Source organism: Cytobacillus sp. FSL K6-0265 (genome assembly GCF_038003465.1).
Lineage (GTDB): Bacteria > Bacillota > Bacilli > Bacillales > Cytobacillaceae > Cytobacillus > Cytobacillus stercorigallinarum.
In genome coordinates this window covers 4,015,795-4,029,877 of record NZ_JBBOPE010000001.1, presented here as the reverse complement: position 1 = coordinate 4,029,877, position 14,083 = coordinate 4,015,795, and the positions used below count along the sequence as shown (strand labels likewise).

Here is a 14,083-nt window from a genome sequence, read left to right as displayed (position 1 = left end):
TACTTATGCATCGAGTGGGAATATGCGGGCATTTTGGAGAAGGAAAAGATTTTTACGATGGGCAAACAGTAAAAACTAAAACTTTAACAGAAGAATTACAAAATCTTTTTGGGACAGATGAAGTAACTTACATGGATACTTATAATTGGAAAGGGAATCCTTTTGCTTTATTGTTACGTTGTATATCGATTTTTAAAAATTCTAAAAGTGTTATTATGCTTCCTGCCCAAAACGGGCTAAAAATCTTTATTCCATTATTTATTATCTTAAATAGAATTTTTAAAAGAAGGATTTACTATGTTGTAATAGGTGGGTGGCTTCCGGATTATTTAGATAATCAAAGGAAATATTTGAATGGTCTAAAAAATTTTGACTGTATCTTTGTAGAAACTTTATCTATGTCCAATAAACTTCAAAAATTGGGTTTAAATAATGTTTCAGTAATGCCTAATTTTAAAAAGATAAGTATTCTTAGTAAAAGTGAGCTATCTATGGTTAGTGAAAAGCCATTTAAATTATGTACATTTTCTAGAGTGTTAAAAGAAAAAGGCATTGAAGATGCAATAAATGCTGTAATAAAGATAAACTCTAGTGCAGGAAGAGAAGTGTATGTATTAGATATATATGGACAGATAGCTCCAGATTATGAAGATACATTCCATGAAATAATGACAGCTTCACCAGATTATATCAATTATAAAGGAGTTATACCATATAATAAAGTTGTTGATATTTTGAAAGACTATTATCTAATGTTATTCCCAACATACTATATAGGCGAAGGGTTTGCTGGGACTATATTAGATGCTTTTGCTTCAGGTTTACCGGTCGTTGCATCAGATTGGCGGTATAATTCAGAATTAATTCAAGATGGAAAGACAGGGAGAATAATACCATGTAAAAATGTAGAGAAACTAGCAGAAACCCTATTGTATTATATGGAAAATCAAGAGGAAATTAAATATATGCGTGAAAAATGTATCGATGAAGCATATAAATATACTCCTGAAAATGCAATTGAGTATTTGTATAAATGTCTTAATGATTAAAAGTTATTGCAACTCCTACACTTTTTATTGAATTGTTTAAAATGAAATATAGGTTCTCGAAGTATTTATTAACTCAAAATTAAATAATTGTACGGTTTATAATTTACAGGTGAAGTGGGGGAGGATATATGAAGATTGGATTTGTTAGCACATGGTTAGAGAGAGGGGCGACTTATGTTACAAAGACATACATGAGCCTATTAGACGATCATGAACTCTATGTATATGCAAGAGGTGGAGAGAAATACGAAAGAAATAATCCTAAATTTGCTAATGATTTTGTAACATGGGGTTTAAGGCTAGGTTCAACAAAGATTGACTGGAAACACTTCTCTTACTGGATTAAAGAGAATCAATTAGATGCAATTTTATTTAATGAGCAAACAGATCTTATTTGTGTATTGAAGACTAAGAAATATTTTCCAAAAATTAAAATTGGAGCATACATTGACTATTATACAGAGGGAACAGTAGATGAATATAAAGTTTATGATTTTTTGATTTGTAATACTAAGAGGCACTATTCAGTTTTTGAATGGCATAAAGGTGCATATTATGTCCCTTGGGGAACTAACTTAGATATTTTTGAATATGATGAAAAACCCAAAAATAATAGTGAAATTAAATTCTTTCATTCTATGGGTATGTCTGGAAGAAAGGGAACTAACAGCTTAGTAAAGGCATTTATAAATGGAAAGTTTTATGAAAAGAATGCAAAGTTGATTATACATTCACAAGTTAATATAGAACATATTATTAAGAAAGAAGAAGCACAAAGGTATAATATTGAAATTGTTATTAAGGAAGTGCCTCCTCCAGGTTTATATCACTTAGGGGATGTATATGTCTATCCTACAATTCTTGAGGGCCTTGGCTTAACGATATATGAAGCATTAGCATGTGGGTTGCCTGTAATTACAACAGATAACCCTCCAATGAATGAGGTTGTTAACGAAAAGAATGGTAGATTAGTAGATGTTGAACTTTTAAGGGCGAGAAAAGATGGGTATTATTGGCCATCAGCTTTTGTTAATGAACAGTCTCTTATAAATTCAATGAATTATTATTGCGATAATAGGAAAGAATTGAATAAATTTAAAAAAGATGCTAGAGATTTTGCAGAATTCAATCATAATATAATGGATAGAAAAGAAGATATTAATAAAATTTTTGAGAAGGCACCATTACAAGAACATTCTATTATAAATATCGATAAATGGATTAAAAAAGAACAAAACAAGCAAAAGAACCTAAATAAAAGAACAGTATTAGAGATTCTATTGCCAAATAAAATAAAGCATGTTATAAGAGCTAATTTGGAGGAGAAAAGGTTTGGTAGCAACTAACTATCAAAAAAAAAATAACAAGTTAATAACACAACTTAACTTAATTTTTTGCTTGTATATTTGTGCCTGGATCATAGTTCCTGTATTTAGAAGTATGACAAATCAAGGTGTTTTTCAGCTGTTGTTTTTTTTAGTGGTAGTAATGTGGTTTTTAACTAGTTTACTATTAAGTCGAAAGTGGTTTTATAATCTTTTGGGAATTAGCCTTATTGGTAGTGTGTATATAATTACTATGCTTTTATATTACTTATTTGGTTATGGTGATATGAAGATTACTCAATTAGTGCCCACTATACTATTGTTCGTATTTGTTTATATGGGGTATTTCTATTTTTCTCAAGGTAGTAGTACTTCAGTAAATATTATTATTAAATTTATTGCTTTTTGCTTTATTATTACTGCTGCTACTACTGCATATAATTTACTAATTGATATAAACGTATCTAGGTTAATAACAAGCGCGTCAACATCAACTGAAGTTATAAGGTATTTAGAATCTAGAAATGTTGCTGGATTTGACTTTATTTATGGGACAATACTTTTAATTCCGATATTACTCATGGGTTTAAAACAATCCTTTAAAACAAAATTGTTTCTTCCTTTATTAATTATAGTAACTGCAGCAATATCGGTTTTAGCTCTTTCGAATTTTACAACTGCATATTTATTCTTAATAATTGCAATATTTCTTGCATTTTTTACATCTTATAAAAATATATATCTTGTTTTTATCACTGTAGCGAGTATTATGGGGATATTATTCCCAATATTACTGACAACCTTAATTGGAATATTAGAATATATAAGAGATATCACACCATCTATAATGACTCAAGATAAACTTATGTCCGTCATAGGTATCTTAGAGGGGAATTCTGATATTGAATCAGCTAGTATAAGGACACTGTTAATGGAAACTAGTATAAATGGATTTCTGTCAAACCCTTTTATTGGCTTTGGAGCATACTATCATGATCATAATATGATTGGTAATCATTCTCAGTTTATTGATGACTTAGGACGGTACGGAATTATTGGATCTCTGCCAATATTTATCTTTATGTTTTATAGTCTAATGATTATAAAAAGAAGGTTACAAGGTACGAAAGTTAGAAATTCTTTTATTTTTTGTTCTTTGTTATTTCTTCTCTTAGGCTTTCTTAATCCTATTCAATCATACGGTATTATATTTGCAATTTTTTTAGTACTCCCTTTAATATCAAGATATCTACAGGAAAATAGTACTAAATATTCTTCTGATAGGAGAGTTAAAGTATGAAGATTTTATATATCATAGACTCCCATCCTGATAACGGTGGGGCACCGATATCAACATGTTCAATCGCGACAGAAATTTCAAAAAATTACAGCGATACTTTTTTGATTTTACCTGCTCAAGATAAAGATTACACTATTAATGATAGTGTTAGAACTATAGAAATTAATGAGCTGAAGGATAGGTTTCCTTTATTCATTAATCAACCTTTGAAGGCAATAAAATTGGTAAGAGAACTAAAAAAAGAATTAATTAAGTTGAAACCAGATATTGTTCATATTCATATGCCTAGGGCTGCCTGGGCGGTTGGATTATTGAAATTATTAAAAGCAATTCCCTCTAATATTAAATTGATTTATACAGATCGGGATCAAGTAGTGACATATCGCTGGCCTATGAGATTAATTTCGTTATTACTCATAAATATGATGTATGACCAGATAGTAAGTTTAACAAATATCGGTAGTATTTACTGGCAAAACCATATAGGAAAAGCAAATGTTAGTGTGATTCCAAATTCAGCGGGCGAAATATATGAAAAATATGATTCAAGAATGCATAATAAAGTTAAAAAAAATAATCACATTGGTGAGGACCTCTTTACTATTATGTTTTCGGGAAGAATGAGTATTTATAAAAATTGGAGTCTAGCAAAAGACATTGTTCTTAATTTGAAAAGCCAAGATATTTTTTTTGTATTTGCAATTTCTACAATGAGTCAAGAACAAGAGGATTCATTTAAACAGTTTTGTTCGGAGATAGAAGATTTAGACGTTAAGCATGTAATTTTTCATAATGTAACACAAGAAGTTATGTCTAATTTATATTATATGTCGGATATATTTATTTTAACATCAGATAGGGAATCCTTTGGAAGAACAGCTATTGAAGCTATGAGTAGAAAATGTGTCGTCATTGGGCGGAATGTAGGTGGTTTACCTGAAGTAATAGGAAAAGAGGAAAATATTTTAGAATGTGACGTAAATGCATTTTCTGAACGTATTCTCTTTTATAAATCTAATATTGATTCACTAAACAAAGATAAAGAATGGTTTCTTAATAGATTTATCAATAATTACACTGTAAATGCTAATACAGAGAAACATAAATCAATCTATGATGATATTGTTTAGTTATTGGAAATGATCATCTAAAATCGAAAATATCATTTACTCTATATGTATAATTTGTGTAAGCAATAAATTAAAAAATTAAACTTTTTTAGGAAAATTGAAGCCGTTTGAAAGGAAATATAATGACACTGAGACAAAAGGCATTAAGTGGAGCAAAATGGACAACAACATCTACTGGAATAAATATGATATTGCAATTTATTCAATTAGCTTTAATCGCTAGGATATTAGGACCATCAGCTTTAGGTTTAATGGGTATGGTCATGATTGTTATAGGTTTTTCACAAGCATTTGCTGATATGGGAATATCTAATGCAATAATTCATAGGCAAAGTATCACTAAAAAGCAGCTATCAAGTCTTTATTGGCTAAATATTTTTGCTGGCTTAGTTATTTTTATATTATTAATCATAATCTCTCCGTTTGTCGCATCCTTTTACCAAGAGCCGAAGATTCAAGAATTAATTTATTGGGCAGCTGCTATTTTTCTTATTACACCATTTGGACAGCAATTTCAAATTTTATTACAAAAGGAATTAAAATTTAACTATCTTGCAAAAATAGAGGTTATTTCAACTTTAGTTGGTACTATCACTACAATAACTTTTGCATATTTAGGATATGGTGTTATTACTATTGTTTGGGGACAGTTAGCTAATGCGACGATAAAAGTAGTATTATTAGTTGCTTTTGTTGGTCGTGATTGGAAACCACAAATACATTTTAATAAATCAGATCTTGAAGGTTTTCTGAGCTTTGGACTATACCAAATGGGCGAAAGAACTCTAAACTACTTTAATAAAAACCTTGATTATATTGTTATTGGGAAATTTCTAGGACCAGAAGCACTTGGTTACTATACGTTAGCGTATAATTTAATCATCCTTCCAGTTTCAAAGATTAATCCTATTATAACAAGAGTAGCTTTTCCTATATTTTCAAAGGTCCAGGATCAAAATAGCAAGTTAAGAAAAGGTTACTTACAAATACTCAATATCTTAAGCTTTGTAAACTTCCCTATTTTCATAGGGTTGGCATCTACATCATTACTCTTCGTACCAACTATATTTGGAGAAGAATGGTCAAATAGTATCCTCCTAATTCAAATTTTAGCAGGTGTAGGGTTATTAAGATCCACTGGAAACCCTGCAGGTTCACTATTGTTATCAAAAGGGAGAGCAGATCTTGGATTTAAATGGAACCTATTATTAATGTTTACACAAGTTCCAGGCATACTTTTAGGTCTATTCTATGGTGGCGTAGTTGGAGTGGCGATAGCATATCTATTTCTAGAAATTATATATTGTATATTAAATTATAGAATAATTATTAGGGGTCTAATTGGACCTTGTTTAGTTGAATATATAGGAAGTATGTGGTCAGCGCTTTGGATTAGTATTGTTATGGGAGTAATAGTATTTACAAGTAGTGCTTTCTTTCAATTTGAAAGTAGTATGACAAATCTTATAGTACAAATTATTATAGGTTTACTTATTTATTTAATTTTGTCGCTTAAATTTAATAAGGATATCACCGTTGAACTAAAAAGATTTGTTCAAAATAAATTTTTTAGACGGGATAACGCTGTTGAAAGGTAAAAAAGTTAAAGAGGGTTTTTGAGGAGGAAGTCATGAAGAAAAAAGTCATGGTTGTATTCGGAACAAGGCCAGAGGCTATTAAAATGTGCCCCTTAGTCAAAGAGTTAAAAACACGAGATAAATTAGATACTGTTGTTTGTGTTACAGGTCAGCATAGAGAGATGTTAGATCAAGTCCTAGATGCTTTTAATGTGGTTCCGGATTTTGATCTATCCATCATGAAAGAAAAACAGACTCTATTCGATGTCACTATAAACATTTTAGAAAAAATGAAAGCTGTATTAGATAAGGTAAGACCAGACGTAGTTTTAGTTCATGGTGATACCTCAACGACATTTGTAACGTCTTTAGCATGTTTTTATTTGCAAATTCCAGTTGGTCATGTGGAAGCCGGACTTAGAACATATAATATTTATTCTCCATATCCCGAGGAATTCAATCGGCAAGCTGTAGGAATTGTTGCCAAGTATAACTTTGCTCCAACAGATATGTCCAAAGAAAATCTACTTAAAGAGGGTAAAGATCTTGTAACTATACATGTAACCGGTAATACGGCCATAGATGCACTTAAAACAACTGTTAGAGATGATTATCATCATGATCAGTTAGACTGGGCGTCAGATAGCAGACTAATTATGATAACGGCTCATCGAAGAGAAAATCTTGGTGAACCAATGAAAAATATGTTTAAAGCTATTAAAACGATTATTGATGAAAATCCGGATATTAAGGCAATTTATCCAATTCATATGAATCCGGTAGTTAGGGAAGCTGCTAATGAAATACTAGGAAATAACGATAGGGTAAGAATTATTGAGCCATTAGAAGTATTGGATTTTCATAATTTCCTATCAAGATCATATTTAATATTAACTGATAGTGGGGGCATTCAAGAGGAGGCTCCGAGTTTAGGTAAGCCAGTGTTAGTTATGCGTGATACAACTGAGCGCCCAGAAGGTATTGCTGCTGGAACATTAAAGCTGGTTGGGACAGATGAAGAGAATATATATAAGACCTGTAAATTACTACTTGAAGATAAAACAGAGTATGAAAAAATGAGTCAAGCAAGCAATCCATATGGAGATGGATTTGCAAGTAAGAGAATAGCTGATGTTTTGGAAGTTTAGGGGGCACAAAAAAGGAAATGTCTATTTTAATAACCGGTGGAGCAGGTTATATTGGCTCCCATACAGTAAGTTACTTCATAGAACAAAATGAAGATGTGACCGTTGTTGATAATCTACAGAGCGGATATAGGCAATCTGTTAGAATAGAAGATTTCTATCATATTGACCTTAGAGATAAAGAGGCTTTGGACAAGGTTTTTAAAACTCATAATATAGAGGCAGTTATTCACTTTGCTGCAAACTCTCTAGTTGGAGAGAGTATGGAAAAGCCATATGAATACTACCATAACAATGTATATGGCATGATGTGTCTATTAGATGTTATGAAGGATAATAATGTTAGAAAAATAGTATTCTCATCAACAGCAGCTACCTATGGAGAACCTAAGAACATTCCTATTCTTGAAGATAATGAAACCAATCCAACGAATACTTATGGTGAGACTAAGCTGGCTATGGAAAAAATGATGAAGTGGTTTGATCAAGGCTATGGTATTAAATACGTCTCTTTAAGATATTTTAATGCTGCAGGAGCCCATGGAAGTGGCAATATTGGAGAAGACCATCATCCAGAAACTCACCTGATTCCTCTGATCTTACAAGTACCACTTGGACAAAGAGACAAAATTTATATGTTTGGTGATGATTATCCAACAGAAGATGGTACTTGTATTAGAGATTATATTCACGTCATGGATTTAGCAGCAGCTCACTATCAAGCTTTAGAGTATTTAAGAAAAGATAATCCCAGTGAAGTATTTAATCTAGGTAACGGAAATGGATACTCAGTTAAAGAAGTGATTGATATGGCTAGACAAGTTACTAAACACTCAATACCAGCGGAAGTAAAAGGGAGAAGAGCAGGAGATCCAGCTGTCTTAATTGCTTCATTAGAGAAAGCTAAAGACATTCTAGGCTGGAAACCTCAATTTAATTCTTTAGAGAAAATTATTTCTGATGCATGGAATTGGCACAGGAATAACCCGGATGGTTATGCAAAGAAATAGTTCACTTCTTGTTATACCGATGCTTCAAGAACCAAGCAGTCTATATTTTTGATGGTTTCATAGTATTACACAACCTTCCCTATGATTAGAAAAATTTTTCTCAATACTTTATGCATATATTAAAGAATTAGAATTTAAATGGAGAGGTGGCCTATTAAAACTAAAATGTGAATGAAACAGCTAATAAGGCCACCTCGGAAATCCATGACTTTCATTCTTTCCTTTGTTTTTCAAGTATGGTTTGAAATGCCTATATCAAAAAGCACTAAGACTACCTTTGACGTTTAGCCAATACAAAGTATTATTTTTAACTTATATGTAAATCTTTAATTAAATTTTCTGCTGTATGCATTTCTTGTAAAAGTATGTTTTGATAATCAATGTAACTGTCCATGTATGCACGTACTCCACCTAAAATATTTATCCCCTTTAAATCTTTGTGACTTTCTAATATTCTTAATGCATCATTATATCTGGTGTATATAAGGTTTAATACCCCACCATTTATATCCTTCTTATAGTCTGTTTCGAGTCTATGGATTACAATTTTAATTTGGTCAATTAACTTTTGTTTCGTATCCATTTGCTTCTCTCACCACCTTCAGATACCTTATAAGTTTTATTTTCTTGCTCATTAATAAATTCAAAATCAGCCATATGCTATTTTTACCTCCTTGGATTTGGTGTCAATTTTTCATAGTTTTTGGTTCTCAAGGCTTCTTTTATAAGATGAATCTGCTCTTTATTAACCTTTTGTCCAGTTTTAGCCTCTATATCCCTCAGATCAATACTCCATGAAATACTACCTTCATGAGCTCTGAATTTCAAACTGGTCTTATTCATGTTGTTCTTACTTCACCAAAAATAAAAGCACCTGTTGCCTAAAAGGCAACCAAGTGCTTTATTGTTTACTTTTCTTCAAATTCCTTCATTCTCTCTATTAAATCTAAATCTAGCTGTTCTTTGTTGTGACTTATATATTTATATTCAAAATACTTAATTCTATCTGTTGGACCAAATTCACTTTCATGCCAATTTATATAATCAAAATGTACGTTTAATTTACCTGTATCATTTAATATTAATGTCACTGAAAACCAAGGATCTTGGTCATTATCAGTAAAAACTTTTTGGAGTTCAACAGTTAGTTGAAATAATTTATGTAGTTCTTTATTATAAGCCCTCTTATCTACACTATATAATTTTGGAATATAATGTGAAAAAACGTGTTGTTCCTCACCTTTAGGCGTAAAAAAGAAGAAAACTCCTCCTTCTTCCTCCTTAACTTCACCATTAAACCAGAAATTATCCCATTCAGTTGGAATCATATCATTAACCTGGTGTGCAATTTCTTTATATAACTCGTTTAATTTTGTTTCAAAACTCATCAATATCAGCCTCCTAATTTATTTGCAATCTCGCGAATCACTGGAAATTGGCCTTCAATTTCATATTCGACCATAAAGGAATCCGGTCGCATTGAATTATTAGAATAGATCGGTTCAATATTAGCAGAGACTTTCTTGGGCGGTACCTCTTTCAATGCATTGGCCCACTCAGCCTCCATTTCGTACCAAACTCCACCTCTCCTATTAATTTGACTATTTTGTGGTACAAGATTATCAATATCAGGAGGACCATTAAATTGTGCCCCTATTAAATGTCCGCCATCATCATCCGGTAATCTGTCTTTTCCCCCTACATTTGCCTGAGCATATTTATTTCTATTAGCCTTTTTCAATACAAGTTCGGGAGCATCTACATTTACAATACGTCCAAGTTCATCGGTAGTATATTTGTAGTTATCATTGGTTACGTACTTAGTATTTGGGAGTAGTTGTTTCTTACCATTTTCACCTTTTATTATGTGCTTTCCAAAATCAATTTCTTTAACTTCGTTGACTATATTACCATTACCCGTACCCTTACCAACCCCATCTCTAACCGAACTACTCATCCTCACCATCGTGCCAGACGCCATTTCGCCTACTGTTGTTGATCTAAAGCCCAAACCTGATGCACCACTGCCACCCGCCAACGCATACTGATTCTGCACCGGCAACGGTATCCGTATATCCGCCATCTTCTTCGTCAATTCAGCGGCTGTGTTCCTCAGTGCGTTAAATCCTTGGGTCACCTTACTGAAGATACCATCAACTACTGATTTGACTTTCTTTGGGTTGAGGACATTCTTGAACTTGTTGAAGAGTTTTCCTCCCCACTTCACGACTTTGATGCCGCCTTTGACGAGTGGTCCACCGAAGATTGCGGCGACGAGGGCGGCTCTTTCTAGGTTGCCGATTTCTCTTCCGGTGATGAAGTCGGTTCCTGTGGTGGCTTCGATACCGGCTTTGATATTAGAAAGAACTGGTACAAAGTCTAAACCAGTTGAAAGCCAACCTAAGTTTGATTGGTTGGATTCGACATCCTTGACGGGTTGACCACCAAAGGCAAAGTTCATCGATGAAAGTGGGGCATAGGTTGGCATCATTCCGAGTGCCATTGGTCCATAGGTTTGTGATAATGACATGCCGCCAATGACTGGATTGTTTAATAGGTGAGCGAGCTGATTAGGCTGATAGGTTGATAGACTAAGTGTCCCATTTTGGAATAATGTTTGGATTTCACTGATGGTGCTTTTGAGTCTTGATAGGTCTTGGGCAGTTGCTTCTAGTTTATTTGTTTGTTGTTGGTCGAATTGATGTAATCTTTCTACGGTTTGTTTGATTTGATTGTTGGCCGACTCGGCATGTTGGTGTAATCGGTTATCATCCAACCGTGGCAAGGAGACGATATCACCGACTGATTGTATGGTGCGGTTGCCTTCGTCTGTTAAGTCGCTTGTGATGTTTTCTGTTCTTCTGATGCTTTGGGCTAGGTCTTGTTGAAGGAAGCTTTCTCGTATCATTGCTCGGCTAGATGAGTCTAACGAACGTAATGATTGGGTAAGTTCCTTTAATGTTGCTTCATATTGTTCTACCATTTGTTTCATCGATTGGAGAAAGGGGAGATGGACGTCTTTGTAAAACGCGCAGATGGAATTTCCGCCTTCCCCGCGGAGCTCACTTTCTAAGCTACTAATAGAAAGGATGCTCATTTCTAGCGTTTCGAGCTGGTTTCTTAAGTGCTTCAATCCATTTTGCGTGTTATTTATGCCCGAATGTAACTCATCAGCATCTAATACTTTCATTATATGTCACCTCGTAGGTCTCGTACAAATATGGCCATTTGTTAAAATTGGAAATATATATGTAAATTGTAGGAGTAATGGGTAAATAGTTCAATATGAGGATAGTAGTAGTTTATTTTTACTATATATGAAGCAATTTTCTGGCACATAACAATTGGACAAGACAAATGCACTCTTGCCCAACTGAGTTACGTTTTTTATTCAACAAACCCGATTCCTGGTTTTAGTGATGTGATCACTTCCTGCTTTTTCTCAGCCGTAATTCGGCCTGTTAGTGTATAGATAAAATGGATGGGTTTTCTCCACATTATGCACCTCTATTCGTTTGTTTGGGTAAGAAGAAAAATAAGGACAATTTCCCAAGAAGGAAACAGTGGGGACGGGCGGATCGCCTAGAAAATGCAAAAGAATGGATAGTTCAATTTAAAGGGAATCGTATCATTAAATCGTATGCTAAGTGGTAGGGTGTTAATAAAAGATGTGGCTTAAATGATATTGAGAAAAGAAGAAGGCAGTCAACAAATAGCAGACCTCCTTCAGCTCATTCCTTGAAACATTCATATCAAACGTATTCTAAAATATCTTCGCTTATTTTGTTTTTACCAGTAAATCATGTTCCAGTCCAAAAAAGTCCCTAAAACCGGATATCCCTTTGTTGGTTAAAACAATTTCCCTCGAGTTTTCTCTAGATTCTATCCACCCCAATTCAAGATATCTTTCAAATAAGCCATTCCCTAAAGCGCCGCCTAAATGATGTGTACGTTCACTCCAGTCAAGACAGGCGTGGCAGAAGGAGCGGCGTTTTTTGGATAGCGCAATTACATCTATCCCTAATTCTTTGAAAAAATGCTCGCCTTTTGTTGTTATGATAAATCGCTTGTTGGCTTTCTCAATATATCCTTCTTCTTCCATGATATTGGTTAGTTTCACACTCAGACGTCCGGCTAAATGGTCGTAACAAGTTCGGGCGTTTTCTAATCTTTTTAGCTGGCTTGATTGTTTTAAAGAGCGAACTTCAGGTGGAGGGGAGATGGACATGAAAATTTCTAGTGTGTTGGCCACTTCATCATTTGCTATACGGAAATAGCGAAATCGGCCATTTTTTTCACTGATTACGAGATTGTTTTCTACTAGTTTGGCAAGATGAAAACTGGCTGTCTGGGGTTTAATGGTGGCCATGTAGGCTAGTTCGCTTGCTGTATGGAATTTCCCATCCATTAAAGCTGCCAGTATAGTGGCTCTAGATTTTTCAGCAAGTAGCGCCGTTAGTGCCGTAATATTCGGATGTATACTCATTTTTTCACACCTCTGTAATCCATACTTCGATAAGTATCGTATGATATAGGTTTTATAATAGTTCAAAGAAAACCTATTTACAAGGTAGGTGGGGATATTTTTGGGGAGGGTCATATACATGAAGAAATTTAATTTTTTTACTTTAATTATTTTGACTACAGCACTAATGGGTTCATCTTTTGCCATAGGGAAAATAGGGTTAGGCTACTCATCTCCTTTGTTATTGGCAGGTTTACGCTTTTTTCTAGCTGGTTTGATCATGATGGTGATTGTGATGATACAGAAGAGGGAGCACCCTAGTAGCAAGAAAAATTGGGGAAGAGTGCTATTGATTGGGTCGTTTCAAACGGCTGGGGTCATGGGATGCATATTTATCAGCTTAAGAACGATAACAGCCAGTGAATCTTCTATTTTAACTTTTATGAATCCGCTATTGGTCATTATTTTTGGCACTATTTTATTGGGTCACCGTTATAAATGGTATCAGTGGAGTGGGGTTGTCTTGGGCTTCATAGGTGTAGGAATTACATTAGGGGGTATTAGTGATTTTAGGATTGGTCTTGTGTTTGGGGCTTTTTCTGCTGTTTTTTGGGCAATGTCTACTTTATTAGTTAATCGCTGGAGTGGGCATTTCGATACATGGGTGCTTTCCGCCTATCAAATGTTGCTTGGCGGTGGCATTCTCTTATTGTTAAGTAGCGTACTGGAAGAGCCATTCTTCCATGTGACGAGGCATTCAGTATTTATTTTGTTATGGCTAAGTATTATGTCTTCTATCGTGCAATTTGCGGTTTGGTATTTCCTTTTACAAAAAGGCGATCCAGGCAGGACGAGTTCCTATTTATTTTTAGCTCCATTCTTTGGTGTTTTGACTGGATCTGTCCTGCTTGATGAACCGATTTCTTTGTCACTTTTAGTTGGGGGCTCATTTATCTTAATAGGTATTTATCTCGTAAATATTACTTTCAAAAAAGAAGTGATAGGCGACATTCGTTTCGTTCAAAATAAAGCAAAAAGTGGATAATAACTAAACAAAAAGGTCGCCATCCTAAAGCGACCTT

Annotated in this window: 12 protein-coding genes; 8 read left to right on the top strand and 4 right to left on the bottom strand. The window is 33.8% G+C overall.

Annotated features, from left to right (window positions below):
• Positions 1–5 precede the first annotated feature (5 nt).
• The 7 genes from MHH73_RS20410 to galE all read left to right on the top strand — a co-directional run bounded on the left by MHH73_RS20410 (position 6) and on the right by galE (position 8,536).
• Positions 6–1,049, top strand: a complete 1,044-nt coding sequence (locus MHH73_RS20410; protein ID WP_341069078.1) for a glycosyltransferase family 4 protein — start codon at positions 6–8, stop codon at positions 1,047–1,049.
• A 128-nt stretch (positions 1,050–1,177) separates the two neighbouring features.
• On the top strand, positions 1,178–2,395 hold the full coding sequence (locus MHH73_RS20405; protein ID WP_341069076.1) for a glycosyltransferase: 1,218 nt from the start codon (positions 1,178–1,180) through the stop codon (positions 2,393–2,395).
• Positions 2,382–3,674 carry an O-antigen ligase family protein gene (locus MHH73_RS20400; RefSeq protein WP_341069074.1) on the top strand — a complete coding sequence of 431 codons (1,293 nt, stop codon included), beginning with the start codon at positions 2,382–2,384 and terminating at the stop codon, positions 3,672–3,674. Before MHH73_RS20405 ends, MHH73_RS20400 begins: the two co-directional genes overlap by 14 nt.
• The gene (locus tag MHH73_RS20395) at positions 3,671–4,804 is read left to right on the top strand and encodes a glycosyltransferase family 4 protein (protein ID WP_341069071.1); all 1,134 of its coding nucleotides are present in this window, start codon (positions 3,671–3,673) and stop codon (positions 4,802–4,804) included. The genes MHH73_RS20400 and MHH73_RS20395 overlap by 4 nt, the downstream gene beginning before the upstream one ends.
• 122 nt (positions 4,805–4,926) lie before the next feature.
• Complete coding sequence (locus tag MHH73_RS20390; RefSeq protein ID WP_341069068.1) at positions 4,927–6,402, top strand: MOP flippase family protein; 1,476 nt, start codon at positions 4,927–4,929, stop codon at positions 6,400–6,402.
• 32 nt (positions 6,403–6,434) lie between these two features.
• Positions 6,435–7,529, top strand: coding sequence for a non-hydrolyzing UDP-N-acetylglucosamine 2-epimerase (gene wecB, locus MHH73_RS20385; RefSeq protein WP_341069065.1), 1,095 nt, complete (start codon positions 6,435–6,437; stop codon positions 7,527–7,529).
• A gap of 17 nt (positions 7,530–7,546) precedes the next feature.
• Positions 7,547–8,536 carry a UDP-glucose 4-epimerase GalE gene (gene galE / locus MHH73_RS20380; protein ID WP_341069062.1) on the top strand — a complete coding sequence of 330 codons (990 nt, stop codon included), beginning with the start codon at positions 7,547–7,549 and terminating at the stop codon, positions 8,534–8,536.
• 307 nt (positions 8,537–8,843) lie between these two features.
• On the opposite strand, the gene MHH73_RS20375 is transcribed toward galE, so the two are convergent.
• The 4 genes from MHH73_RS20375 to MHH73_RS20360 form a co-directional block, all read right to left on the bottom strand.
• Positions 8,844–9,119, bottom strand: coding sequence for a hypothetical protein (locus MHH73_RS20375; RefSeq protein WP_341069059.1), 276 nt, complete (start codon positions 9,117–9,119; stop codon positions 8,844–8,846).
• Positions 9,120–9,444: 325 nt separating this feature from the next.
• Positions 9,445–9,924: an immunity protein YezG family protein gene (locus tag MHH73_RS20370; protein WP_341069056.1), complete on the bottom strand. Its 480-nt coding sequence runs from the start codon at positions 9,922–9,924 to the stop codon at positions 9,445–9,447.
• Positions 9,925–9,929: 5 nt separating this feature from the next.
• On the bottom strand, positions 9,930–11,726 hold the full coding sequence (locus MHH73_RS20365) for a T7SS effector LXG polymorphic toxin (RefSeq protein ID WP_341069053.1): 1,797 nt from the start codon (positions 11,724–11,726) through the stop codon (positions 9,930–9,932).
• Between the two features lie 588 nt (positions 11,727–12,314).
• Complete coding sequence (locus MHH73_RS20360) at positions 12,315–13,022, bottom strand: ArsR/SmtB family transcription factor (protein ID WP_341069050.1); 708 nt, start codon at positions 13,020–13,022, stop codon at positions 12,315–12,317.
• Positions 13,023–13,140: 118 nt separating this feature from the next.
• Here MHH73_RS20360 and MHH73_RS20355 point away from each other — a divergent pair, with 118 nt between their 5' ends.
• On the top strand, positions 13,141–14,046 hold the full coding sequence (locus MHH73_RS20355; protein WP_341069047.1) for a DMT family transporter: 906 nt from the start codon (positions 13,141–13,143) through the stop codon (positions 14,044–14,046).
• The last annotated feature ends 37 nt before the right edge of the window (positions 14,047–14,083 follow it).